The 22,753-nt window shown below is 67.2% G+C and carries 24 protein-coding genes; 4 read left to right on the top strand and 20 right to left on the bottom strand.

Annotation, left to right across the window (positions count from 1 at the left end):
- Nucleotides 1-693, bottom strand: a 693-nt coding sequence (locus tag H5368_RS13165) for a porin family protein (RefSeq protein WP_182825441.1), incomplete at its 3' end; no start/stop codon positions are given.
- Between the two features lie 232 nt (nucleotides 694-925).
- On the opposite strand from H5368_RS13165, the gene H5368_RS13160 reads away from it, so the two are divergent.
- The 3 genes from H5368_RS13160 to H5368_RS13150 all read left to right on the top strand — a co-directional run bounded on the left by H5368_RS13160 (nucleotide 926) and on the right by H5368_RS13150 (nucleotide 4,362).
- A complete protein-coding gene (locus H5368_RS13160) occupies nucleotides 926-2,950 on the top strand; it encodes an NADPH-dependent 2,4-dienoyl-CoA reductase (RefSeq protein WP_182825439.1) in 2,025 nt (674 codons plus the stop codon).
- 269 nt (nucleotides 2,951-3,219) lie between these two features.
- Complete coding sequence (locus H5368_RS13155) at nucleotides 3,220-3,675, top strand: cell wall hydrolase (protein ID WP_182825437.1); 456 nt, start codon at nucleotides 3,220-3,222, stop codon at nucleotides 3,673-3,675.
- Between the two features lie 75 nt (nucleotides 3,676-3,750).
- Nucleotides 3,751-4,362 (top strand): glutathione S-transferase N-terminal domain-containing protein, encoded by a 612-nt coding sequence (locus tag H5368_RS13150; RefSeq protein WP_182825435.1) that lies wholly within the window; start codon nucleotides 3,751-3,753, stop codon nucleotides 4,360-4,362.
- A gap of 71 nt (nucleotides 4,363-4,433) precedes the next feature.
- Here H5368_RS13150 and prpC read toward each other — a convergent pair whose 3' ends face one another.
- From prpC to H5368_RS13120, 6 genes are all read right to left on the bottom strand, one after another.
- Nucleotides 4,434-5,588, bottom strand: coding sequence for a 2-methylcitrate synthase (gene prpC / locus H5368_RS13145; RefSeq protein ID WP_182825433.1), 1,155 nt, complete (start codon nucleotides 5,586-5,588; stop codon nucleotides 4,434-4,436).
- 65 nt (nucleotides 5,589-5,653) lie between these two features.
- Nucleotides 5,654-6,538: a methylisocitrate lyase gene (gene prpB, locus H5368_RS13140; RefSeq protein WP_182825431.1), complete on the bottom strand. Its 885-nt coding sequence runs from the start codon at nucleotides 6,536-6,538 to the stop codon at nucleotides 5,654-5,656.
- A 77-nt stretch (nucleotides 6,539-6,615) separates the two neighbouring features.
- On the bottom strand, nucleotides 6,616-8,502 hold the full coding sequence (gene prpE, locus H5368_RS13135) for a propionate--CoA ligase (RefSeq protein ID WP_182825429.1): 1,887 nt from the start codon (nucleotides 8,500-8,502) through the stop codon (nucleotides 6,616-6,618).
- 182 nt (nucleotides 8,503-8,684) lie between these two features.
- Nucleotides 8,685-9,671 carry a malate dehydrogenase gene (locus H5368_RS13130; RefSeq protein WP_182825427.1) on the bottom strand — a complete coding sequence of 329 codons (987 nt, stop codon included), beginning with the start codon at nucleotides 9,669-9,671 and terminating at the stop codon, nucleotides 8,685-8,687.
- 40 nt (nucleotides 9,672-9,711) lie between these two features.
- Nucleotides 9,712-10,911: an aminotransferase class I/II-fold pyridoxal phosphate-dependent enzyme gene (locus H5368_RS13125; RefSeq protein ID WP_182825425.1), complete on the bottom strand. Its 1,200-nt coding sequence runs from the start codon at nucleotides 10,909-10,911 to the stop codon at nucleotides 9,712-9,714.
- Nucleotides 10,912-11,052: 141 nt separating this feature from the next.
- Nucleotides 11,053-11,547, bottom strand: a complete 495-nt coding sequence (locus H5368_RS13120) for a peptidylprolyl isomerase (RefSeq protein WP_182825423.1) — start codon at nucleotides 11,545-11,547, stop codon at nucleotides 11,053-11,055.
- A 213-nt stretch (nucleotides 11,548-11,760) separates the two neighbouring features.
- On the opposite strand from H5368_RS13120, the gene typA reads away from it, so the two are divergent.
- Nucleotides 11,761-13,590 carry a translational GTPase TypA gene (gene typA, locus H5368_RS13115; protein WP_182825420.1) on the top strand — a complete coding sequence of 610 codons (1,830 nt, stop codon included), beginning with the start codon at nucleotides 11,761-11,763 and terminating at the stop codon, nucleotides 13,588-13,590.
- 272 nt (nucleotides 13,591-13,862) lie between these two features.
- Here the strand turns inward: typA and H5368_RS13110 are convergent, their stop codons facing one another.
- The 13 genes from H5368_RS13110 to rplF form a co-directional block, all read right to left on the bottom strand.
- Complete coding sequence (locus tag H5368_RS13110) at nucleotides 13,863-15,257, bottom strand: 3-deoxy-7-phosphoheptulonate synthase class II (protein ID WP_182825418.1); 1,395 nt, start codon at nucleotides 15,255-15,257, stop codon at nucleotides 13,863-13,865.
- 69 nt (nucleotides 15,258-15,326) lie between these two features.
- Nucleotides 15,327-15,845 carry a disulfide bond formation protein B gene (locus H5368_RS13105; protein WP_182825416.1) on the bottom strand — a complete coding sequence of 173 codons (519 nt, stop codon included), beginning with the start codon at nucleotides 15,843-15,845 and terminating at the stop codon, nucleotides 15,327-15,329.
- A gap of 86 nt (nucleotides 15,846-15,931) precedes the next feature.
- Nucleotides 15,932-16,306, bottom strand: a complete 375-nt coding sequence (gene rplQ / locus H5368_RS13100) for a 50S ribosomal protein L17 (protein WP_182825414.1) — start codon at nucleotides 16,304-16,306, stop codon at nucleotides 15,932-15,934.
- 24 nt (nucleotides 16,307-16,330) lie between these two features.
- On the bottom strand, nucleotides 16,331-17,329 hold the full coding sequence (gene rpoA / locus H5368_RS13095; protein WP_182825412.1) for a DNA-directed RNA polymerase subunit alpha: 999 nt from the start codon (nucleotides 17,327-17,329) through the stop codon (nucleotides 16,331-16,333).
- Nucleotides 17,330-17,378: 49 nt separating this feature from the next.
- Nucleotides 17,379-18,014 carry a 30S ribosomal protein S4 gene (rpsD, locus tag H5368_RS13090; protein ID WP_182825410.1) on the bottom strand — a complete coding sequence of 212 codons (636 nt, stop codon included), beginning with the start codon at nucleotides 18,012-18,014 and terminating at the stop codon, nucleotides 17,379-17,381.
- Between the two features lie 12 nt (nucleotides 18,015-18,026).
- The gene (gene rpsK / locus H5368_RS13085; RefSeq protein ID WP_132985250.1) at nucleotides 18,027-18,416 is read right to left on the bottom strand and encodes a 30S ribosomal protein S11; all 390 of its coding nucleotides are present in this window, start codon (nucleotides 18,414-18,416) and stop codon (nucleotides 18,027-18,029) included.
- Nucleotides 18,417-18,428: 12 nt separating this feature from the next.
- Entirely contained in the window at nucleotides 18,429-18,785 is a 357-nt protein-coding gene (gene rpsM, locus H5368_RS13080) for a 30S ribosomal protein S13 (RefSeq protein WP_182825408.1), read from the bottom strand.
- A gap of 341 nt (nucleotides 18,786-19,126) precedes the next feature.
- Entirely contained in the window at nucleotides 19,127-20,482 is a 1,356-nt protein-coding gene (gene secY / locus H5368_RS13075) for a preprotein translocase subunit SecY (RefSeq protein WP_182825406.1), read from the bottom strand.
- Between the two features lie 7 nt (nucleotides 20,483-20,489).
- Complete coding sequence (rplO, locus tag H5368_RS13070) at nucleotides 20,490-20,924, bottom strand: 50S ribosomal protein L15 (RefSeq protein WP_182825404.1); 435 nt, start codon at nucleotides 20,922-20,924, stop codon at nucleotides 20,490-20,492.
- A 4-nt stretch (nucleotides 20,925-20,928) separates the two neighbouring features.
- Nucleotides 20,929-21,126: a 50S ribosomal protein L30 gene (gene rpmD, locus H5368_RS13065; RefSeq protein ID WP_182825402.1), complete on the bottom strand. Its 198-nt coding sequence runs from the start codon at nucleotides 21,124-21,126 to the stop codon at nucleotides 20,929-20,931.
- Nucleotides 21,119-21,658 carry a 30S ribosomal protein S5 gene (gene rpsE / locus H5368_RS13060; protein WP_182825400.1) on the bottom strand — a complete coding sequence of 180 codons (540 nt, stop codon included), beginning with the start codon at nucleotides 21,656-21,658 and terminating at the stop codon, nucleotides 21,119-21,121. The genes rpmD and rpsE overlap by 8 nt, the downstream gene beginning before the upstream one ends.
- 176 nt (nucleotides 21,659-21,834) lie before the next feature.
- Nucleotides 21,835-22,188: a 50S ribosomal protein L18 gene (gene rplR, locus H5368_RS13055; RefSeq protein ID WP_182825398.1), complete on the bottom strand. Its 354-nt coding sequence runs from the start codon at nucleotides 22,186-22,188 to the stop codon at nucleotides 21,835-21,837.
- A gap of 30 nt (nucleotides 22,189-22,218) precedes the next feature.
- Nucleotides 22,219-22,746: a 50S ribosomal protein L6 gene (gene rplF / locus H5368_RS13050; RefSeq protein WP_182825396.1), complete on the bottom strand. Its 528-nt coding sequence runs from the start codon at nucleotides 22,744-22,746 to the stop codon at nucleotides 22,219-22,221.
- Nucleotides 22,747-22,753 lie beyond the last annotated feature (7 nt).

The raw sequence follows: 22,753 nt of genomic DNA, 5'->3' as shown, positions 1-22,753 counted from the left end.
CACGCCGTCGCCGTCGCTGTCCATGTCGGCGCAGCTCGGGGCCACCGGGGCCGGGGCGACCGGCGCGGTCGGCTCCGGGCCGAGCGGGATCACGACGCCGACCGAGGCCAGCACGTCGCCGAACCAGTCTTCACCGTCGTTGCGCTCCGGCGGCGGATCGTCGTTCAGAAACTGGGCGCGGGTGTCGTCAATGGCCACGGCACGATAGGCGAGCTCGGTGCGGACCTTCACGCGTCCGGTACCACCCTGCAGGCCGACGCCGAACTTGCCGGCGATCGCGCCTTCCTCTTCGTGGAACGGCGAGTCCGGATTGGGGAAGTTGTCCGTTTCAATCTCTTCGCGCTGATAACCCAGCCCCATCAGCAGGTACGGGTTCCACGAGCGGCCTTCGGTCACGAAGTGGCGGCGGGCATCGAACGAAATGCCGTACTGGCTCCAGTTCAGATCCTGATTGTCTTCGTGATTCGGGTTCTGATAGTTCAGTTCGGCGTCAAACGACCAGTTCGGGTTCAGGAACTTGCCCACGCCCAGGGTTCCGAACGGCGCGTTATTGGTACCGCGGTCATTGTCCTGCAAGTTGAAACCGGCGCTGCCGGTGATGTACCAGCGATCATCGAAATCCTGCGCGGAGGCAGCCTGCGCAACGCCCAGTCCACCAATCAGGATGGCCGTGCAAAGCAGTTTCTTGTTCATGTCGTTAGGGCTCCTTGGGTCGCTTCGACGGACCAGGCGGAAGTCAGCGGTCGCTATCGTGTTGGGGGAAAGATGGCCGCCACGCTGGCCACCATCGCGAGGCAGGTTAGGTTCGGGCCCGTGAAGACGGCGTTAACACCCAGATAACAATTAGCTGCGCGCCGTCGCGCGCCGCCTTGCCGCCCCGGCGCATTCCCGGCACTGTGCGCGATCCTCACCTCGCGCCAGCGGCATGCCCGACGCACCCTTGTATCCGCATCTGTTCGCGCCGCTGGACCTCGGCTTCACCACCCTGCGCAACCGGGTGCTGATGGGGTCGATGCATACCGGCCTCGAGGACCATCGCCGCGATTTCCCGAAGCTTGCCGCCTATTTCGCGGAGCGCGCCGAAGGCGGCGTCGGGCTGATCGTCACCGGCGGGTTTGCACCCAACGTGGTCGGCTGGCTGAAGCCCTTTGCCGGCAAGCTGAGCTGGCCCTGGGAATCGGCCAAGCATCGCCAGGTGACGTCGGCCGTGCACGCCCACGGCGCACGGATCTGCGTGCAGCTGCTGCACGCGGGGCGCTACGCGTACCACCCGCTGTCGGTGTCGGCATCGCGGCTGAAGGCGCCGATCAATCCGTTCACGCCACGTGCGCTCTCGGCGCGCGCCGTCGAGCGGCAGATCACGGCATTCGCCATCGCCGCCCGGCTCGCCCGCGACGGCGGCTACGACGGCGTGGAGATCATGGGTTCCGAAGGCTACCTGCTGAACCAGTTCACGGTGGCGCGGACCAACCAGCGCGACGACCGTTGGGGCGGCAGCGTCGAAAACCGCATGCGCTTCGCGGTGGAGATCGTGCGCCGGGTGCGCGAGGCCTGCGGACCCGACTTCATCATCATCTACCGCCTGTCGATGCTCGACCTGGTCGACGGCGGCAATGACTGGGACGCGATCGTGGCGCAGGCCCGCGCGGTCGAGGCCGCCGGCGCCACCATCCTCAATACCGGCATCGGCTGGCACGAGGCGCGCGTGCCGACGATCGCCACATCGGTGCCACGCGGCGTCTTCGCAGGCGTGACCGCCAAGCTGCGTCCGCTGGTGTCGCTGCCGGTGGTGGCGACCAACCGCATCAACATGCCGGACGTGGCCGAGCGCATCCTGGCCACGGGCGCCGCCGACATGGTGTCGATGGCACGCCCGCTGCTCGCCGATCCGCAGTGGGTGGCCAAGGCGCGCGCCGGCCGGCCGCAGGCCATCAACACCTGCATCGCCTGCAACCAGGCCTGCCTGGACCATGTCTTCCAGAACCGTCGCGCAAGCTGCCTGGTCAATCCCCGTGCCTGCCACGAGACCGAACTCAACTACGCCGCGACTGCGTCGCCTCGACGCATCGCGGTCGTGGGCGCGGGACCGGCCGGGCTGGCCTGCGCCACGGTCGCGGCGCAGCGCGGGCACGCGGTCACGCTGTTCGACGCCGCCGCTGAGATCGGCGGGCAGTTCAACCTTGCGCGGCGCGTGCCGGGCAAGGAAGAGTTCGACGAGACCGTGCGCTACTTCCGCGAGCGCATCGCCGAGACCGGGGTAGCGCTGCACCTTTGCACCACCGCCACGCCTGCGCTGCTGGCCGGCTTCGATGCCGTGGTGCTGGCAACGGGCGTGACGCCGCGCGGGGTGGACCTGCCGGGTCACGACCATCCCAAGGTCCTCGGCTACGCCGAAGTCCTGCGCGGTGAGGTCGTCCCCGGCCGCCGCGTGGCGATCATCGGCGCGGGCGGGATCGGCTTCGACGTGGCCGAATTTCTGGTGCAGGAAGGCCCCTCGCCCAGTCTCGATCCGGCGCGATGGATGGCCGAATGGGGCGTGGACCCCCGCTTCGCCACGAGCGGCGGCCTGGTGGCTGCCCGGCCCGAGGCACCGGCGCGAGAAGTCTGGTTGCTGCAACGCAGTCCGGGCCGGCCCGGCGCGCGCCTTGGCAAGACCACCGGATGGATCCATCGCGCGACGCTCAAGAGCAAGCGCGTGCAGATGCTGGGTGGCATCGCGTACGAGCGCATCGACGATGACGGCCTGCACCTGCGGGTCGGCGACGAAGCCCGCTTGCTGCCGGTGGACCATGTCGTGGTCTGCGCCGGGCAGGAGTCGCGACGCGACCTGGCCGGGCCGCTGCGCGATGCGGGAATCGAGATGCATGTCATCGGTGGCGCGGATGTGGCGGCCGAACTCGACGCCAAGCGCGCCATCGACCAGGGCTCCCGTCTCGCGGCCGCGTTCTAGCCGGATGGCGTGAACGCGGCAAGTGCCGCGCTCGCCACGCGTTCAGGTGAGGTTTTTAAAACGCGCATTAAGGTGCGCCCACTTTCCCGCCGCTTCTTCGGCGGAACCGGCGCGACACGCAACCCTGCGGGTTCGCGCCCGGGCAGCAAATGCGCCACAGAGTGCCGCCGCCCTCCCCAACACGCCATGCCGGTCCGCGACAGCGGCTTCCCGAATCCATTTGGACGGGTTGCGCCGTAGCGCCCGACGCAACGGAGCAAGGAGTCGTCATGAAACTCGCCTGGATCCTGTGGCTGGCCTCAGTGCTGCCACCACAGGCCGCGGATTCACTCTGCCTGAGCACCACGCTTTACCTTGAGGCCCGGGACCAGTCCGTCCTTGGCCAGCGCGCCGTGGCCGAAGTGGCCCTGCGCCGCACCGACAGCGGCCTGTGGGGCGATTCCGTGTGCGACGTGGTCACCGCGCGCAAACAGTTCGCGCCGACCATCGTGTCGCCGCGGACGCGCCTGACCAACACCGAAGCCTGGTCGCAGGCGGTGACGATCGCGCTGGAGTCCCAGCACAACTGGGCGTTGCCCGCGGGCGAGCGCAAGGAAGTCGTACCCGGTGCCAGCCACTTCCTGGCGCATGCGATCGCCAGCCCGAGCTGGCGCAACGCCTACCAGGTCGCCACGATCGGCGACCACACGTTCCTGAAAGTGCAGAGCCTGAAGCCGAAGACCTGATGCGGGCGAAGCCCCCGCATTGAGCGGGCGGCGGCTAGCGCCGATGATGGCGGGGTCTTCCAACTGGAGCCGCACATGAAGCTGTACACCAAGCCGGGCGCCTGCTCGACGGCCGTCCACATCGCCCTGCAGTGGGCCGGCGGCCCGTTCCAGGCCGAGATCCTCGACGGCCCGTCGATGAAGGCGCCGGCCTACCTCGCCATCAATCCCGCGGGCGCCGTGCCGGCGCTGGTCGACGGCGACTTCGTGCTCACCCAGAACGCCGCGATCATGGGCTACATCGCCGACACCCATCCGCAGGCGGGACTGGGCGGCGACGGATCGGCGCGCGAGCGTGCCGAGGCCACCCGCTGGCTGGCCTTCGTCAACTCCGATGTGCATCCGGCGTTCAAGCCGATGTTCTCGCCAGCCCGCTACATCGGTGAGGAGTCGGAGCACGATGCGGTCAAGGCAGCGGCACGGACGCTGGTGCGCGGACTGATGGAATCCGCCGACAGGCAGCTCGCCGACAACACGTGGCTGGCGGGATTCCGCAGTTTTGCCGACCCTTATTTCTACATGACCGTGCGCTGGGCACATGGCACCGGCGTGGACATGGCCGGCCTCGACAACATCGCCGCCTTCAAGGCGCGCATGGACGCCGACCCCGGCGTGCAGGCAACGCTCAAGGCGGAAGGCCTTGCCTGAGGCACTCCGCAACGCCACACACGAAAACGGCGCCCCCTGGGCGCCGTTTTCATTTCACGGACCCGGATCCGTCAGTCGCGCGCGGCGAGCGGCACCCAGGCGCGGTCTTCAGGACCGGTGTAGTTGGCGCTGGGGCGGATGATCTTGCCGTCGATGCGCTGCTCGATGACATGCGCGCTCCAGCCACTGGTGCGCGCCAGCACGAACAACGGCGTGAACATCGCCGTCGGCACGCCCATCATGTGGTAGCTCACCGCGCTGAACCAGTCGAGGTTGGGGAACATCTTCTTGATGTCCCACATCACCGTCTCCAGGCGCTCGGCGATGTCGTACATGCGCATGTCCTCGCGTTCGGCGGACAGGTCCTTGGCGACCTGCTTGATCACGTCGTTGCGCGGATCGCCGACGGTGTAGACCGGGTGGCCGAAGCCGATCACCACTTCCTTGCGGCCCACGCGCTCCCTGATGTCGGCCTCGGCCTCGTCGGCGCTGTCGTAGCGCTTCTGCACCTCGAACGCGACCTCGTTTGCACCACCGTGCTTCGGCCCGCGCAGCGCGCCGATCGCGCCGCTGATGCACGAATGCATGTCGCTGCCGGTGCCGGCGATGACGCGCGCGGTGAACGTGGACGCGTTGAACTCGTGCTCGGCGTAGAGGATCAGCGAGGTGTGCATGGCGCGCACCCACGACTCCGGTGGCGGCTCGCCGTGCAGCAGGTGCAGGAAATGCCCGCCGATGGTGTCGTCGTCGGTCTCGACATCGATGACCCGGCCGTTGTGGCTGTAGTGGTACCAGTACAGCAGCATCGAACCCAGCGACGCCATCAGCTTGTCGGCGATGTCGCGCGCGCCGGGATGGTTGTGGTCGTCCTTTTCCGGCTGCACACAGCCGAGGACGGAGACCGCGGTGCGCATGACGTCCATCGGGTGCGCCGACGGCGGCAGCTCCTCGAGCGCGGCCTTGACCGACGCCGGGATGCCGCGCAGCGACTTCAGCTTGGCCTTGTAGCCGGCAAGCTCCGGCTTGGACGGCAGCTTGCCGTGCACCAGCAGGTAGGCGATCTCCTCGAACTCGGCGGTGGTCGCGAAATCGAGGATGTCGTAACCGCGGTAATGCAGGTCGTTGCCGCTGCGGCCCACCGTGCACAGCGCGGTGTTGCCGGCGGGCGTGCCGGACAACGCCACCGACTTCTTCGGCTTCGGCGGGGTGGGTGCGGTATTGCTCATGTGCATGCTCCGGATCTGGTATCGGGGTGGTAGGCGCGCGCGCAGACGCGGCGGCCCGCGACGCGTCACTCTTCGCTGGCGAACAACGCGTCCAGCTTGTCCTCGTAGGCGTGGTAGCCGAGGTAGTCGTACAGCTCGGCGCGCGTCTGCATGGTGTCGACGATGCCCTTCTGCGTGCCCTCGCGACGCACGGTCTCGTAGAAGTTCAGCGCGGCCTTGTTCATGGCGCGATACGCGCCACAGCAGTACAGCGCGATGTCGACGCCGGCGCCGCGCAGCTCGTCGGTGGTGAAGAACGGCGTGGAGCCGAACTCGGTGAGGTTGGCGAGGATCGGCACCTTCACCGCATCCTTGAAGCGCGCGTAGTCGGCGAGCGAGTTCATCGCCTCCGGGAAAATCATGTCTGCGCCGGCCTCGACGTAGGCGACCGCGCGTTCGATCGCGGCGTCGATGCCTTCGACCGCGGCGGCATCGGTGCGCGCCATGATCACGAAGCCGGCATCGCTGCGGCCATCGACCGCGGCCTTCACCCGGTCCACCATCTCCGCCTTCGGCACGACTTCCTTGTTGGGGCGGTGGCCGCAGCGCTTCTGCCCCACCTGGTCTTCCATGTGCACCGCGGCCACGCCGGCGCGCTCGAACGAGCGGACGGTGCGCGCGATGTTGAACGCGCCACCCCAGCCGGTGTCGATGTCGACCAGCAGCGGCAGGCCGGTGGCGTCGACGATGCGGCGCGCGTCGACCAGCACGTCTTCCATGGTGCTGATGCCGAGGTCCGGCACGCCCAGCGAGTTGGCGGCCACGCCCCCGCCGGAGAGATACAGCGCCTTGTAGCCCACGCGCCGGGCCATGAGGCCGGCATAGGCGGTGATGGCGCCCATCACCTGCAGCGGGGATTCGGCGGCGACGGCGGCGCGGAAACGCGCGCCCGATGAGGTCGACTGGGACATGGCGAACCTGCGTGTTGCGGGACCGTCATTCTATCCGAGCGCGCGGCGCGGTCCTGCCGCGGGCGCGCTTCGCGGGCTCAGCTGCCGGCATCCGCCCCGCGCTCCAGCGCATCGCGGATCTCCTCCAGCGAGCCGGGGTCGTCGAGCGTCGACAGGTCGCCGGGATCGCGGGACTCGGCGAGCGCCTGGATCGAGCGCCGCAGCAGCTTGCCGGAGCGGGTCTTGGGCAGCGCACCCACCACGTATACCCGCGCCGGGCGCGCGATCGCACCGAGCTGCTCCACCACCCTGCCCTGCATCTCCTGCGCCGCCATCGCCGAATCCGCGGCCCGCTTGAGCGTGGCGAACACCACCGGCACCTGGCCCTTGAGCTCGTCGTGCACGCCGATCACCGCGACCTCGGCAACGCCGGGGTGGCTGGAGACCGATTCCTCGATCTCGCGCGTGCCCAGGCGATGGCCCGCGACATTGATGACGTCATCGGTGCGGCCCAGGATGAACGTGTAGCCGTCCTCGTCGCGGATCGCCCAGTCCAGCGAGCTGTAGAGCAGCTCCTTGAAGTGCGAGAAATAGCTGGACAGGAAGCGCTCGTCGTCGCGCCACACGGTGGTCATGCAGCCTGGTGGCAGCGGCGGCCTGATCACCAGCACGCCCTTCTGCCCGGGCGCGGCTTCCTCGCCGGTGGCCTCGTCAATCACGCGCAAGTCGTAGCCCGGCGTCGGCAGCCCGGGCGAGCCGAACTTCACCGGCTTCAGTTCCACGCCGGGCATCAGCGACAGCACCGGCCAGCCGGTCTCGGTCTGCCAGTAGTTGTCGATGATGGTCTTGCCCAGGCCTTCGTTGATCCAGTGCGCGGTGGGCTCGTCGAGCGGCTCGCCGGCAAGGAACAGGTACTTCAGCGCGGAGAGGTCGTACTTCGTGAGCCAGGCCGGGTCCTGCTTCTTCAGCACGCGCACCGCGGTCGGCGAGGAGAACATGGTGCGCACGCCGTATTGCTCGCAGATGCGCCACCAGATGCCGGCATCGGGCGTCGTGGGCAGTCCTTCGTACAGGATGGTCGTGGCGCCGGCGATCAACGGGCCGTAGACGTTGTACGAGTGGCCCACGGCCCACCCCACGTCGGAGGTGGAGAACATCACCTGGCCGGCGCGCACGTCGTAGATCGACCACATCGAGAGCGCCATGGCGACGGCGTAGCCACCGACGTCGCGCTGCACGCCCTTGGGCTTGCCGGTGGTGCCGGACGTGTACAGCAGGTAGCTGGGTTCGTTGGATTCCAGCCATTGCACCGGCACCTCGGCATGCGCGTACTGGCGGCGCGCCTCGTCGTAGTCGACGTCGCGGCCGTCGGTGCGGGCGTATGGCGCGAGGCCGCGGTCGACCATCAGCACGCGTGCCGGTGGCGACTTCGCCTGCTCGCAGGCGGCATCCACCAGTGGCTTGTAGGGAATGACCTTGCCGCCGCGGCTGCCTGCGTCGGCTGCGATCAGGAGCTTCGGCTCGGCATCGTCGATGCGCACCGCGAGGTTGTGCGCGGCAAACCCGCCGAACACCACCGAATGCACTGCGCCGATCCGCGCGCAGGCGAGCATGGCGAACACGGCCTCCGCAATGTTGGGCATGTAGACCACCACGCGGTCGCCCCGGCCCACGTCGAGCGACTTGAGCACAGCGGCGAAGGTGCTCACCTCGCGGTGCAGTTCGCGATAGGAGTATTCGCGCGTGCCGCCGGTCTCGCTCGAGACCGCCACCAGCGCAAGCTGGTCGCCACGCGCGGCGAGGTGGCGATCGATGGCGTTGTGGCAGAGGTTGGTCTCGCCGCCGGCGAACCAGCTGCGGAACGGCGGGTTGGCGTAGTCGAGGATCGACTGGGGCTGCCTGTGCCAATGGATCGCACGGGCCTGTTCGGCCCAGAACGCTTCCGGCTCCTCGATCGAACGGCGGTGGAAGTCTTCGTAGCGCATGTCTGCCTCCCGTGGGTTCGAACAGCCTGGGCGGTCGGCCGTACCCGCGCACTACGACGATGGTCCATGCCTGCGCCCGATGGCAAGCGCCGCGCGGCAGCGGCGGGTGGTGGCCGTCGCGGCCCGGAAACGAAAAAACCGGGCACGCGCCCGGTTTTCCCAGTATCGCCTGGCGCCTGGCCTCAACCGAGCAGGTGCGCCACGCCGGCGCGTTCCTCTTCGAGCTCGGCGAGGGTCCTGTCCATGGCGGCGCGGCTGAATGCGTCCACCTCGAGGCCCTCGACGCGCGTGTACACGCCGCCTTGGGTGGTCACCGGCACTCCGTAGATGATGCCCTCGGGAATGCCGTAGCTGCCGTCCGACGGCACGCCCATGGTCACCCACTTGCCCTTGCTGCCCAGCACCCAGTCGCGGATGTGGTCGATGGCCGCATTCGCCGCCGACGCCGCCGAGGACAGCCCGCGCGCCTCGATGATCGCCGCACCGCGCTTGCCGACCTGCGGAATGAAGGCGTTGGCATTCCAGTCGGCGTCGTTGACCTTGTCCTTCAGCGACGCACCGTTGACGGTGGCGAAGCGGTAGTCGGGATACATGGTCGGGCTGTGGTTGCCCCAGACGACCAGCTTCTCGATGTCACCCACGGCCACGCCGGCCTTGTTGGCCAACTGGCTGAGCGCGCGGTTGTGGTCGAGGCGCAGCATGGCGGTGAAGTTGGCGGCCGGAAGGTCCGGCGCCGACTTCATCGCGATGTAGGCGTTGGTGTTGGCCGGGTTGCCGACCACCAGCACCTTGACGTCGCGGCTGGCGACCTTGTTCAGCGCCGCGCCCTGTGCGGTGAAGATCTTGGCGTTCTCGAGCAGCAGGTCCTTGCGCTCCATGCCGGGGCCACGCGGGCGCGCGCCGACCAGTACGGCGACGTCGGCGTCCTTGAACGCGACCTCGGGGTCGTCGGTGCCGACCATGCCGGCCAGCAGCGGGAACGCGCAGTCTTCCAGCTCCATCATCACGCCCTTGAGCGCGGCCTGGGCCTTCTCCATCGGCAGCTCGAGCATCTGCAGGATCACGGGCTGGTCACGACCCAGCATTTCGCCGGAGGCGATGCGGAACAGGAGCGCATAGCCGATCTGGCCGGCGGCGCCGGTGACGGCAACTCGGACGGGGGCGTTCATCAGTGCGGGGACTCCGGGGTGTGGGGGTTGTCGTGGGGAATTACTGGAGTTCGGCGAAGAACGCCTGGATGCGCTCGAGCCCGGGCGCCAGCTGCGGTGTCGGGCAGGTGTAGCTGATGCGCATGCCGCGCGGCTCGCCGAAGGCGGAGCCCGGCACGCAAGCGACGCCCTTGGCTTCAAGCAGCGCCGCGCAGAAGTCGACGTCGTTGGCGATCACTTTGCCGGCGTGCGACTTGCCGTAGGCCACGCTGATGTCCGGGAAGGCATAGAACGCGCCCTGCGGCACCGGGCAGACCACGCCCGGGATCGCGCGCAGCGCCGCCACCACCTGGTCGCGCTTGGCCTGGAACTCGGCACAACGCGCCGCCGGCACGTCCTGCGGGCCCGACAGCGCGGCGACGGCGGCCGCAGTGACGATCTCCGGCAGGTTGGTGATGTGGTTGGAGTTCATGGTGGTCACGGCCTGGGCCACGACCTCCGGACCGGCCATGAAGCCTGCGCGCCAGCCCGGCATGCCGTAGGTCTTGGACAGCGAGTCCACGAAGATCACCCGGTCGCGCAGCTCGGGGCGCGCCTGCACGAAGTTGTGGTAGCCGACACCGTCGAACACCATGGTGTTGTAGATGTCGTCGGTGATGATCCAGGTGTCCGGATGGCGGGCGAACACGTCGGCCAGCGCGCTGATCTCGTCCCGGGTGTAGACCATGCCCGTCGGGTTGGATGGGTTGTTGAACAGGAACACCTTCGGCTTCTTCGCCAGCGCGGCGTCGAGCTGCGCGGGGCTGAGCTTGTAGTCCTGCTCGGGCGGGCACGGCAGCAGCTGGATGTCCGCGCCGACGATCTCGCCGATGTCCAGGTAGCTGGTCCAGTACGGGGTAGCGAAGGCGAACCCGTCGCCCTCGTCCAGCAGCGCTTCCGCCAGGTTGTAGAGCACGTGCTTGGCGCCCACGCCGGTGGCGCAGTTGGCACGGGTGTAGCCGTCGAGGCCGAGCGCCTGCATGTGCGCCAGGAAGGCATCCAGCAGCTCGTTGGCGCCGCGGTTGCTGCCGTACTGGCCGGAATCGTGCTCCAGCGCCTGGCGCGCGGCGGCGTAGACATGCTCGCCGGGCAGGAAGTTGGGAACACCGATCGAGAAACTGATGATGTCGCGGCCTTCGGCCTTGAGACGCTTGGCCTTTTCGGCCACGACCATGATCGCGCTGGGCTTGGCGCGGCCCATTCGCTTGGCGAGCTGCAGCATCGCGGAACCTCGGGAGTTGGGTGGGCTGGGCGGCGGGCCGGTGGCCGCGCCGCGCGTATTTCAGCCGGTTATTCTAACAGCCCGGGCATCGCCGGGGCCCTGCGCGGCCGCACGCGGCGGCGCGTCGCAGGGCGGCACGGGTCACGCGGAGAGGATGCGGTTCCACTCGGCGACGCGCTCCGGCTTGGCCGCCAGCGCGGCGTCGACGTCACCCTGCACGGTCACCGAGGTAATGGCGTCGCCCTGCTTGATCGCATCGACCACGTCCAGGCCTTCCACGACCTTGCCGAAGACGGTGTGCTTGCCGTCGAGCCAGTCGGTCTTGATGTGGGTGATGAAGAACTGGCTGCCATTGGTGTTGGGGCCGGCGTTGGCCATCGACAGCACGCCGCGCTCATGCTTCACGCCGTTGCCGGTCTCGTCCTCGAACTTGTAGCCGGGGCCGCCGGTACCGGTGCCCTGGGGGCAGCCGCCCTGGACCATGAAGTCCGGAATCACCCGGTGGAAGCTCAGGCCGTCGTAGAAGCCGTGCCTGGCGAGGTTGACGAAGCTGGCGACCGTGAGCGGGGCCTTGTCGGGGTAGAGCTCGACCTTGATCTGGCCACGGGCGGTGTCGAAAACGGCATTCAGGGACATGGTGGATTCCTGGTGGAGGGATGCTGGAAGGGCCGGCCCGGGCGCGGCTGACGGACCTCGTCGGGGCGACGGCACCGTGGCGACGATATGGAGCCGCCGGGGCGGATTCCAACACTAGATGACGCCAGCGGATGGGGCTGTATACTACCGGGCTTCCCAAAACAAGGTCCCGCGCGCCCTGCCCGACAACGGCACCCAGGTGCGGCTTTCCCGATGTCCATCGAACGCCTCCGCAATATCGCCATCGTCGCCCACGTCGACCACGGCAAGACCACCCTCGTCGATTGCCTGCTCAAGCAATCCGGTACGTTCAACGAACGCACGGTCACGGCCGAGCGGATGATGGACAGCAACGACCAGGAAAAGGAACGTGGCATCACGATCCTCTCCAAGAACACCGCCATCAACTGGAATGGCAACCGCATCAACATCGTCGACACCCCTGGACACGCCGACTTCGGTGGCGAGGTCGAGCGCGTGCTGTCGATGGTCGACTCGGTGCTGATCCTCGTCGACGCCATGGACGGACCGATGCCGCAGACGCGCTTCGTGACCCAGAAGGCGTTCGCGATGGGATTCAACCCGATCGTCGTGGTCAACAAGATCGACCGCCCGGGCGCGCGCCCGGACTGGGTGATCGACCAGGTGTTCGACCTGTTCGACAAGCTCGGCGCCACCAACGAACAGCTCGACTTCCCGATCGTCTACGCGTCGGCGCTGCACGGCTACGCGAGCCTGGAAGACACGGCCCGCGACGGCGACATGACCCCGCTGTACGAAGCGATCATGAAGCACGTGCCGCCGCCCACCGTGGATCCGGACGGCCCGTTCCAGATGCGCATCAGCCAGCTGGACTACAACAACTTCGTCGGCCTGATCGGCATCGGCCGCATCCAGCGCGGCACGGTGCGCACCAACATGCCGGTGAGCGTGGTCGACCGCCACGGCAAGAAGCGCCAGGCCAAGGTGATGCAGGTGCTGGGCTTCCTCGGCCTGGAGCGCGTCGAAGTCGATGAAGGCAAGGCAGGCGACATCCTCGCCCTCTCCGGCATCGCCGACCTGTCGATCTCCGACACCGTCTGCGCGCTCGACACGCCCGAGGCGCTGCCTGCGCTGACGGTCGACGAGCCGACCATCAGCATGACGTTCCAGGTCAACAATTCGCCGTTCGCCGGCAACAAGGACCGCAGCGGCGGCAAGTTCATCACCAGCCGCCAGATCCGCGAGCGCCTGGAACGCGAGACGCTGCACAACGTCGCGCTCAAGGTCGAGGAAGGCTCGGACCCGGACAAGTTCCTGGTCTCAGGCCGCGGCGAGCTGCACCTCTCGGTGCTGATCGAAACCATGCGCCGCGAAGGCTTCGAGCTTGCCGTGTCGCGCCCCGAAGTGATCATCAAGACCATCGACGGCCAGCAGATGGAGCCGGTCGAGCAGCTGGTGGTCGACATCGAGGAAGTGCACCAGGGCGGCGTGATGGAGAAGCTCGGCATCCGCAAGGGCCAGCTGAAGAACATGGAGTCCGACGGCAAGGGACGCGTGCGCCTGGACTACATGATCCCGGCCCGCGGCCTGATCGGCTTCCAGAACGAGTTCAAGACGCTGACCCAGGGCACCGGCCTGCTGTTCCATGTGTTCGACCATTACGGCCCGAAGGAACAGGGCGCGATCGCCAAGCGCACCAATGGCGTGATGATCGCCAATGCGCCGGGCGTCACCCCCGCCTACTCGCTGGGACCGCTGGAAGAACGCGGCAAGCTGTTCGCGGCCGAGGGCGACAACGTGTACGAGGGCCAGCTGATCGGCATCCACTCGAAGGACAACGACCTCACCGTCAATGCCATCAAGACCAAGCCGCTGACCAACATGCGTGCGTCGGGCAAGGATGACGCCATTAAGCTGACGCCGGCGATCAAGTACACGCTGGAGCAGGCGCTGGACTTCATCGAGGACGACGAGCTGGTCGAAGTCACCCCGAAGGAAATCCGCCTGCGCAAGAAGCACCTCAGCGAAACCGATCGCAAGCGCGCCAGCCGCGCGGCGTGATCTGGAAAGGCCCGGCAATGCCGGGCCTTTTTTTTGCTGACACGGGTGCCTGGGGCGCCGCCTTGCGCGGTGGCCCAGGAGCACACCTCGCGACCTCGCGCGTTGGCTTCCCCGAAACCTGCAGCACCACGCCCCGCCCCGAAGTGGCCGGAAGGCCTTCGCGGGGAAGTAAAGGAGGAGGCGCCCGCCGTGAGGCGGATGCCGGGGGACATGAGCCGCGAAGGCCTGCCGGCCACCACGGCGGTCCAGACCTCTTTCGTGATGTGGCAGCTTTACGCCGGCGCGGGCGTGGCCAGCTGCGCCTGCTTGCGCACGATCGCCATCGCGATCTCAAGCGACTGCTCGTAGTTGAGCCGCGGGTCCACCGATGACCGGTAGGCGCGTTCGAGGTCGATCTCGCCCAGGTCGCGCGCACCGCCGGTGCACTCGGTGACGTCCTCGCCGGTGAGTTCGAGGTGCACGCCGCCGAGGCGCGTGCCGGCCGCGGCGTGCAGGTCGTAGCTCTGCTCGATCTCGCTGCGGATGTTGTCGAAGCGCCGGGTCTTGTAACCGTTGCTGGTCGCTTCGGTGTTGCCGTGCATCGGATCGCAGATCCACAGCACGCGGCGGCCGTCTCGCTTGACCGCGTCCAGCAGGCGCGGCAGACGGTCGGCAACGTGGGCGGCGCCCATCCTGCAGATGAGGCTCAGCCGGCCGGGTTCGTCGTCGGGGTTCAGCAGGTCGACCAGGCGCAGCAGGTCGTCGGGTTCCACGGACGGGCCGATCTTCACCGCCACCGGGTTGCGGATGCCGCGGAAGTATTCGGCGTGCGCGCCATCGAGCGCCGCAGTGCGCATGCCGATCCACGGGAAGTGGGTGCTGAGATTGAACCAGCCCCACTGCCGCGGCACCTGGCGCGTCTGCGCCTCCTCGTACGGCAGCAGCAGCGCCTCGTGCGAGGTGTAGAAGTCGACCCGGTTGAGGTTGTGCACCTCGCTCCCGGACAGCGTCTCCATGAAGCGCACCGCGTCACCGATGTTGGCGACCATGCGGTGGTAGTCGTCGGCCAGCGGCGAATGCGTCACCCAGCCCAGGTCCCAGTATTCCGGGTGGTGCAGGTCGGCAAACCCGCCGTCGATCAGCGAACGCACGAAATTCATGGTCATCGCCGAACGCGCATGCGCCTTCACCATGCGCCGCGGGTCGGGGATGCGCGCCGAAGCGGTGAACTCCGGTCCGTTGACCATGTCGCCGCGATAGCTGGGCAAGGTGAGGTCGCCACGCGTCTCGGTATCGGCGGAGCGCGGCTTTGCGTACTGGCCGGCGAATCGCCCCACGCGCACCACCGGCAACCGCAGGCCATGCACCAGCACGAGGCTCATCTGCAGCAGCACCTTGAGGCGGTTGGACACCACCTGCGATGTGCAGTCGCTGAAGTTCTCGGCACAGTCGCCGCCCTGCAGCAGGAAGCGTCGACCTTCCTGCGCTTCGGCCAGCTGTTGCTTGAGCGCCTGGATCTCCCACGACGTGACCAGCGGCGGCAGCGCGCGCAGCTCGTCCTGCACGCGGCCGAGTTCGTCCGCGTCGGGATACGTCGGCAGCTGCAGGGCACGGCGCTGGCGCCAGCTTCTCGGGCTCCACTGCTCGGGCAGGTTCACGGAATGGAGGGCACGGTCGTTGGCGGGCATGGGTATCGGTCTTTGTTGCACTGCAGCGACACCATCATCCGCCGCTTGGGCGCGCGCCGCAATGGCGGATCACGCCCAGCGCGAGCGACGGCTGCGGAAGCCCGCGACCACGACCAGCGCGGCCAGCAGCACGAACCACACGAGGCTCCACGCGGGCATCGACAGCCCGAGGAACGTCCAGTCCACGGCGCCGCAGTCGCCGGTACCGGTCAGCACCTTGCGGATCACGTTCCCGGTCGACATGGTCTCGCGCAGGAACGACAACGGTGGCCCGCAGCCGGGGATCTCCGGCGGATTGAACTGCATCCAGACGTGGCGACCGGCAATCGCCATCCCCACCGCCGCGGCGAGGAAGCCCAGCGCGCCGTAGAACGCCCGGGTCGACGATGCCCGCGGCGAATGCACGGCCGCCACCAGGAACACCACGCCAAGCGCCGCGAACGCGATGCGCTGGAAGATGCACAGCGGGCACGGCTCCAGCCCCCACGCAAACTGCGAGAAGATCGCAAAACCGATCAGCGCGATGCAGGCGACAAAACCGGACAGGCACTGGGCGCGAAACGACCAGCGAAATGGATTGAGGACCATGGCAAGGGCTTCCCGAAAACGGCGGTCAACATAGCAAAAACCCCGGAACAGGTCCGGGGTTCTCACAGGTGGCGCATGCCGCGATGTTACTCGGCCGACGCTTCCGGGCGATCCACGAGCTCGACGTACGCCATCGGCGCGTTGTCACCGTCGCGGAAACCGCACTTCAGGATGCGCAGGTAGCCACCCGGGCGCGTCTGGTAGCGCGGGCCAAGCTCGACGAACAGCTTGCCCACCGCTTCCTTGTCGCGCAGGCGCGAGAAGGCGAGGCGACGATTGGCAACGCCGTCGGTCTTCGACATCGTGATCAGCGGCTCTGCGACGCGGCGCAGCTCCTTGGCTTTCGGAAGCGTGGTCTTGATCAGCTCATGCTTGATCAGCGACGCCGCCATGTTGGTGAACATGGCATCGCGGTGTGCGCTGGTGCGGCTGAACTTGCGTCCGGATTTCTGGTGGCGCATGGTCTTGGTTCCTGTTTGTCTGTCTTAGCCGAGCATGCCGTGCGCCGAGACGCCGGCCGGCGGCCAGTTCTCGAGCTTCATGCCGAGCGAAAGGCCACGCTGGGCCAGGACTTCCTTGATCTCGGTCAGCGACTTCTTGCCGAGGTTCGGGGTCTTGAGCAGCTCGACCTCGGTCTTCTGGATCAGGTCGCCCACGTAGTAGATGCTCTCGGCCTTGAGGCAATTGGCCGAACGCACCGTCAGCTCGAGGTCGTCGATCGGACGCAGCAGCATCGGGTCGACGCCAGGCGCGGTCGGCTGCGTGGGGCCGGCGGTGCGGCGGGTGAAATCGCCGAACACGCTCAACTGGTCGGTGAGGATGTCCGCGGCGGTGCGCACGGCTTCCTCGGCATCGATGGTGCCATTGGTCTCGATGTCGAGAACCAGCTTGTCGAGGTCGGTGCGCTGCTCGACGCGTGCGGCTTCCACTTCATACGCCACGCGGCGGACCGGCGAGAACGACGCATCCAGCATGAGCCTGCCGATGACGCGGGTCTCGTCGTCCGGGCGACGACGCGCGGCGGCCGGCTGGTAGCCGAAGCCACGCTCGATCTTCAGGCGCATGTTGACCGACGCATCCTTGGTCAGATGGCAGATCACATGCTCGCCGTTGAGGATCTCGACGTTGTGGTCGGTCTTGATGTCGGCGGCGGTCACCACGCCCGGGCCGGACTTGGCCAGGGTGAGGGTGGCGCTTTCGCCGGTGCCCATGCGGATGGCGACGTCCTTGAGGTTCAACAGCACCTCGAGCACGTCCTCCTGCAGGCCTTCGATCGTGCTGTACTCGTGCAGCACGCCGTCCATCTCCACTTCGGTGATGGCGAAGCCGGGAATCGAGGACAGCAGCACGCGGCGCAGGGCATTGCCGAGCGTGTGGCCGTAGCCGCGCTCGAGCGGCTCGATCACGACCTTCGCGCGATTGCCGGTAATGCGCTCGATCTGGGGACCACGCGGGCGCAGGACCTGGTTGGCGGTAACCGTCATGTTTGGTGTCTCCTGGGGCCCGTCGACTGACGCCGGCGGGCCAAGTGAATTACTTCGAATACAGCTCGACGATCAGCGCTTCGTTGATGTCAGCCGGCAGGTCGCCGCGGTCAGGGACCGCCTTGAACACGCCGCTGAACTTCTTCGAATCAACCTCGACCCAGGAGGGCGACAGGTCCATCGTGGAAGAGACCGTCAGGGCCTCCTGCACGCGGAGCTGCTTCTGTGCCTTCTCGGACAGTGCAATCGCGTCGCCAGCCTTGACCAGGTAGGACGGCAGGTTGACGGGCTTGCCGTTGACCGTGACGCCGCGGTGCGAGACCAGCTGGCGGGCCGCCGGGCGGGTGACCGCGAAGCCCATGCGGTAGATCACGTTGTCGAGGCGGGTTTCCAGCAGCTGCAGGAGGTTCTCGCCCGTGTTGCCCTTCTTGGTCGAGGCCTTCTTGTAGTAGTTGCGGAACTGGCGCTCGAGCAGGCCGTAGATACGCTTTACCTTCTGCTTTTCACGCAGCTGGATGGCGTAGTTGGAGAGCTTGCTCCGGCGGGCGCCGGTGCCGGCACCGTGCTGGCCGGGCTTCTGCTCCAGCTTGCACTTGGAATCAAGAGCGCGGGCGGGCGACTTGAGCGACAGGTCGGCGCCTTCGCGGCGCGCGAGCTTACAGGTGGGACCGATATAACGAGCCATTCTTATCGCCCCTTAGACGCGACGCTTCTTCGGCGGACGGCACCCGTTGTGCGGGATTGGCGTCACGTCGATGATGTTGGTGATCTTGTAGCCGACGTTGTTCAGCGAACGAACGGCAGATTCACGGCCCGGACCGGGTCCCTTGATGCGCACTTCCAGCGACTTGACGCCGTAGTCGAGGGCGGCCTTGCCGGCCTTCTCGGCGGCGACCTGGGCTGCGAACGGGGTCGACTTGCGCGAGCCGCGGAAACCCGCGCCGCCCGAAGTCGCCCACGAGAGCGCATTGCCCTGGCGGTCGGTGATCGTGATGATGGTGTTGTTGAACGAAGCGTGGACGTGGGCAACGCCGTCGGTGACGACGCGCTTGATCTTCTTCTTCGGTTTGGCTGCCGGCTTGGCCATGGTCTTGTTCCCTTATTTCCTGATGGCCTTGCGCGGACCCTTGCGGGTGCGGGCATTGGTCCGGGTGCGCTGGCCGCGCAGCGGCAGGCCGCGACGATGGCGGAGCCCGCGGTAGCAGGCGAGGTCCATCAGGCGCTTGATTGCCATGCCGATCTCGCGGCGCAGGTCGCCCTCGACCACGTACTTGCCGACTTCCGAGCGCAGGCGCTCGACGTCAGGCTCGGACAGGTCGCGGATCTTGATGGACGAATCGACGCCTGCCGCCTGGCAGACGAGCTTCGAACGGGTACGGCCAATGCCGTAGATGCTTTGCAGCCCGACCCAGACGTGTTTCTGGGCAGGCAGGTTGACACCTGCAATACGCGCCATGCGCGGATCTCCAACTGGTTTGGCGCACGGATGGGTTCATCCGACGCAGTGAACACGAAATTCTATCAGGATCCCGAGGTACAAGAAAGCCCGTGGCCGCCAATGGCGTCCAGCAAGCCCGGCATGGGGAGTGTGCCCATGCTCCGGCGAAGGTCCGATGCTGCAACCCCGCCCCTTGCGGGACCGGGTCCGCCCGGCGCTACTCTGGCGCCAGGACAGGCTTCGAACCACTCGCACGCGGGACCGCCGCGCGAGTCGCCCATCACGGTCCGACCGCGAAGCGGCGGGACCAGGATCCCCTCCCCGGCCAGCCGGCCGCGGGGGCATCCGCTTGAATATCGTCAGCCGCGCGGCAGGCCGCGCTGGCCTCCCTTGAGATTGGCCTTCTTGAGCAGGCTTTCGTACTGGTGCGACATCAGGTGGGCCTGGATCTGGGCAATGAAGTCCATGACCACGACCACCACGATCAGCAGCGACGTGCCGCCGAAATAGAACGACGCATTCAGCTCGGTGCGCATGAACTCCGGAAGCAGGCAGACCAGCACCAGGTAGGTCGCGCCGGCCGCGGTCAGCCGCGTCAGCACGCCATCGATGTAGTCCGCGGTCGCCTTGCCCGGGCGGATGCCCGGGATCAGCGCGCCCGACTTCTTCAGGTTGTCGGCGGTTTCCTGTGAATTGAAGACCAGCGCGGTGTAGAAGAAGGTGAAGCCCGCAATCAGCCCCGCATAGAGCAGGATGTAGAGCGGCTCGCCCGGCGACAGTGCCTGGCTGACCCGCTGCAGCCACGTTGCCGAACCCGCCTGGCTGAACCAGGTGGACGCGGTGGCCGGGAACATGATGATCGACGAGGCGAAGATCGCCGGGATCACGCCCGCCATGTTGAGCTTCAGCGGCAGGAACGAACTCTGGTTCATGTACGCGTTGCGGCCACCCTGGCGGCGCGCGTAGTTGACCGTGATCCGGCGCTGGCCACGCTCCACGAACACCACGAAGTAGGTGAACATGGCCACGATCAGCGCGATCAGGATCACCGCGATCGGGCTCATGTCGCCGTTGCGCGCGGCTTCGAACGTCGTGATGACCGCACTCGGAAGACCCGCCACGATGCCGGCGAAGATGATCAGCGACACGCCGTTGCCGATGCCGCGCTCGGTCACCTGCTCACCCAGCCACACCAGGAACATGGTGCCGGCCGTAAGCGCGATGATCGCGGTGACCACGAAGCCCATGCCGGGCGCATAGACCACCGGGATGCCATTGCTGGCGCCGGAACTCTGCAGGGCGACGGCGATGCCGGCCGACTGGAAGATCGCGAGCGGGATCGCGCCGATGCGCGACCACTGGGTGATCCTGCGACGTCCGGATTCGCCTTCCTTCGAGATCGCCTTCAGGCTGGGCAGGATCTGCACCAGCAGCTGGATGATGATCGACGCGGAAATGTAGGGAATGACGTTCAGCGCGAACAGGCTGAAGCGCGAGAGGGCGCCACCGGAGAACATGTTGAACATGTCCACGATGGTGCCTTCCTGCTGCTCCATGAGGCGCAGCATGGCGTCGGGGTTCACGCCGGGCACCGGGATGTAGCAGCCGATGCGGTAGACGATCAGTGCCCCGGCGACGAACAGCAGGCGCTGGCGGAGCTCGGTGAACTTGCCGAGCCCGCCGACCCCGGCCATCGCGTTGCCGCTACGTGCCATGCCCTTCTTACTCCTCGACCTTGCCGCCGGCCGCTTCGATCGCGGCGCGCGCACCGGCCGTGGCCAGGACGCCCTTCAGCACGAGGGCCTTGGTGACGTCGCCCTTCAGCACGATCTTGGCGCGCTTGGAGGTGGCCGGCACCAGCTTCGCGGCGCGCAGCGCCTTGAAGTCGATGTCGCCTTCCAGGCGCTCGAGCTGGTACAGCATGACCTCGGCGGTGTCGCCGGCGATGCGCGAGCGGAAGCCGACTTTCGGCAGACGCTTGCGCAGCGGCATCTGGCCGCCCTCGAAGCCGGCCTTGATCTTGCCCTTGCCCGAACGGGCAAAGGAACCCTTGTGGCCGCGGCCGGCGGTCTTGCCGAGGCCGGAACCGATGCCGCGACCGACGCGCTTGCGATCGGTGCGCGCGCCGGGCGTGGGGTGCAGAGTATTGAGCTTCATTGGATTATTCCTCGACCCGGACAAGGTAATGGACCTTGTTGATCAGTCCACGGACCTGCGGGCTGTCCTTCAGTTCACGGACGTCGTTGATCTTGCGCAGGCCCAGGGCCTGGACCGAGAGGCGGTGGATGCCCTGCGAGCCACGAAGGCCCTTGACCAGGCGCACCTTGAGCGTGCCGCCGGTCGCTTCCTTCTTAACCATTGACGATCTCCTCGACCTTCTTGCCGCGCTTGGCGGCAATGTTCGCCGGCGAGTGCATGCTCTCGAGACCGCGGACGGTCGCGCGCACCAGGTTGATGGGATTGCGCGAACCGACGGCCTTGGCCAGCACGTCCTTGACGCCGACGGCCTCGAGGACGGCGCGCATCGCGCCACCGGCGATGACGCCGGTACCCTCGGAAGCGGGCATCATGAACACGCGCGCGGCGCCATGGCCGGCCTTGACCGTGTGCCACAACGTACCGCCGTTCAGATCGACGGTGGACATGCTGCGACGCGCATATTCCATCGACTTCTGGATTGCCATCGGGACCTCGCGGGCCTTGCCGTAGCCGAAGCCGACCTTGCCGGCGCCGTCGCCGACCACGGTCAGCGCGGTGAAGGTGAACTGGCGGCCACCCTTGACGGTCTTGCTGACGCGGTTGACCGCGATCAGCTTTTCGATCATGCCGTCGTCGATCTCTTCCCGGTTGCGGTCGCGGTCACGACCGCGCGGAGCACGTTCCTCTGCCATCTCTGTATTGCCTCTGTCGTACGAAAGGGATGTACGGCTTCATGCCGCTTGGAGTTGTTGGTCGGGTCGGTGGACCACCGGACCGCGCAAAAGGCGGAGGGCGTCCGATGCAGCCCGCATCGGCAGGGGGCAATGGTGGGGACGGAGCCCCACCTTTCAACACATTGTCTTGCTGCCTAGAACTGCAGGCCACCTTCACGCGCGGCGTCGGCCAGGGCCTTGATCCGGCCATGATACCTGTAACCGGAGCGGTCGAACGCGACTTTTTCAATACCGGCAGCCTTGGCACGTTCCGCGATCACGCGGCCGACCTTGGCGGCAGCCTCGATGTTCTTGGCGCCCTTCAGGCCCTCGCGGACATCGGACTGGGTGGTGCTGGCCGAAGCCAGGACCTTGGAGCCATCTGCGGTGAACAGCTGGGCGTAGAGGTGCTGGCCGGTGCGCAGCACCGACAGGCGCGGCACGCCGAGCACGCGGATGTGCGAACGCGTCGACTTGGCGCGGCGCAGGCGGGCAATTTTCTTGAGCATGATGTCGTTCTCCGAAAGCTGAAGGCCCGCTTAGGCCTTCTTGGCTTCCTTGCGGATGATGTTCTCGCCGGCGTACTTGACGCCCTTGCCCTTGTACGGCTCCGGCGGGCGGAACCCGCGGATCTTCGCTGCAACCTCGCCGACCTGCTGCTTGTCGGCACCGGTCACCACGATTTCAGTCTGCGTGGGCGTCGCGATGCTGATGCCGGCCGGGGCCTTGAACAGCACCGGGTGCGAAAAGCCCAGCGACAGGTTGAGGTCCGGGCCCTGCATGGCGGCGCGGTAGCCGACGCCCACCAGCTCGAGCTTGCGCACGAAGCCTTCGGACACGCCGTGGACCATGTTCGCGATGATCGCGCGCATGGTGCCGGTCATGGCGATGTTGTCGGCATTCTGCGACGACAGCACGGCATGGCCGTCTTCGATCGTGACGTCCACGTCGGACGGCTTGGCCATCGACAGGGTGCCCTTCGGGCCCTTGACGCTGACACTGCCGGCCTGGATGTTCAGCTCGACGCCCTTCGGGAGGGCGATCGGCTTCTTGGCAACTCGGGACATTGCGGTT

Source organism: Luteimonas sp. MC1782, from assembly GCF_014164605.1.
In the GTDB taxonomy this organism is placed as follows: domain Bacteria; phylum Pseudomonadota; class Gammaproteobacteria; order Xanthomonadales; family Xanthomonadaceae; genus Luteimonas.
This window is presented reverse-complemented; position numbering and strand designations above follow the sequence as displayed.

What these genes read in the sequence shown, in the direction of transcription:
- rpsD (WP_182825410.1), bottom strand. Translation starts at nt 18,014, where the DNA reads ATGGCTCGTTATATCGGTCCCACCTGTAAGCTCGCGCGCCGCGAAGGC.
- prpC (WP_182825433.1), bottom strand. Translation starts at nt 5,588, where the DNA reads ATGAGCAATACCGCACCCACCCCGCCGAAGCCGAAGAAGTCGGTGGCG.
- rpsK (WP_132985250.1), bottom strand. Translation starts at nt 18,416, where the DNA reads ATGGCCAAGCCGGCAGCCAAACCGAAGAAGAAGATCAAGCGCGTCGTC.
- rpoA (WP_182825412.1), bottom strand. Translation starts at nt 17,329, where the DNA reads ATGACGGTTACCGCCAACCAGGTCCTGCGCCCGCGTGGTCCCCAGATC.
- H5368_RS13155 (WP_182825437.1), top strand. Translation starts at nt 3,220, where the DNA reads ATGAAACTCGCCTGGATCCTGTGGCTGGCCTCAGTGCTGCCACCACAG.
- rpsE (WP_182825400.1), bottom strand. Translation starts at nt 21,658, where the DNA reads ATGGCAGAGGAACGTGCTCCGCGCGGTCGTGACCGCGACCGCAACCGG.
- prpE (WP_182825429.1), bottom strand. Translation starts at nt 8,502, where the DNA reads ATGCGCTACGAAGACTTCCACCGCCGTTCGATCGAGGAGCCGGAAGCG.
- rplQ (WP_182825414.1), bottom strand. Translation starts at nt 16,306, where the DNA reads ATGCGCCACCAGAAATCCGGACGCAAGTTCAGCCGCACCAGCGCACAC.
- secY (WP_182825406.1), bottom strand. Translation starts at nt 20,482, where the DNA reads ATGGCACGTAGCGGCAACGCGATGGCCGGGGTCGGCGGGCTCGGCAAG.
- prpB (WP_182825431.1), bottom strand. Translation starts at nt 6,538, where the DNA reads ATGTCCCAGTCGACCTCATCGGGCGCGCGTTTCCGCGCCGCCGTCGCC.
- rpmD (WP_182825402.1), bottom strand. Translation starts at nt 21,126, where the DNA reads ATGGTTAAGAAGGAAGCGACCGGCGGCACGCTCAAGGTGCGCCTGGTC.
- H5368_RS13125 (WP_182825425.1), bottom strand. Translation starts at nt 10,911, where the DNA reads ATGCTGCAGCTCGCCAAGCGAATGGGCCGCGCCAAGCCCAGCGCGATC.
- typA (WP_182825420.1), top strand. Translation starts at nt 11,761, where the DNA reads ATGTCCATCGAACGCCTCCGCAATATCGCCATCGTCGCCCACGTCGAC.
- H5368_RS13160 (WP_182825439.1), top strand. Translation starts at nt 926, where the DNA reads ATGCCCGACGCACCCTTGTATCCGCATCTGTTCGCGCCGCTGGACCTC.
- H5368_RS13105 (WP_182825416.1), bottom strand. Translation starts at nt 15,845, where the DNA reads ATGGTCCTCAATCCATTTCGCTGGTCGTTTCGCGCCCAGTGCCTGTCC.
- H5368_RS13130 (WP_182825427.1), bottom strand. Translation starts at nt 9,671, where the DNA reads ATGAACGCCCCCGTCCGAGTTGCCGTCACCGGCGCCGCCGGCCAGATC.
- H5368_RS13110 (WP_182825418.1), bottom strand. Translation starts at nt 15,257, where the DNA reads ATGCCCGCCAACGACCGTGCCCTCCATTCCGTGAACCTGCCCGAGCAG.
- rplO (WP_182825404.1), bottom strand. Translation starts at nt 20,924, where the DNA reads ATGAAGCTCAATACTCTGCACCCCACGCCCGGCGCGCGCACCGATCGC.
- rplR (WP_182825398.1), bottom strand. Translation starts at nt 22,188, where the DNA reads ATGCTCAAGAAAATTGCCCGCCTGCGCCGCGCCAAGTCGACGCGTTCG.
- H5368_RS13120 (WP_182825423.1), bottom strand. Translation starts at nt 11,547, where the DNA reads ATGTCCCTGAATGCCGTTTTCGACACCGCCCGTGGCCAGATCAAGGTC.
- rplF (WP_182825396.1), bottom strand. Translation starts at nt 22,746, where the DNA reads ATGTCCCGAGTTGCCAAGAAGCCGATCGCCCTCCCGAAGGGCGTCGAG.
- rpsM (WP_182825408.1), bottom strand. Translation starts at nt 18,785, where the DNA reads ATGGCGCGTATTGCAGGTGTCAACCTGCCTGCCCAGAAACACGTCTGG.
- H5368_RS13150 (WP_182825435.1), top strand. Translation starts at nt 3,751, where the DNA reads ATGAAGCTGTACACCAAGCCGGGCGCCTGCTCGACGGCCGTCCACATC.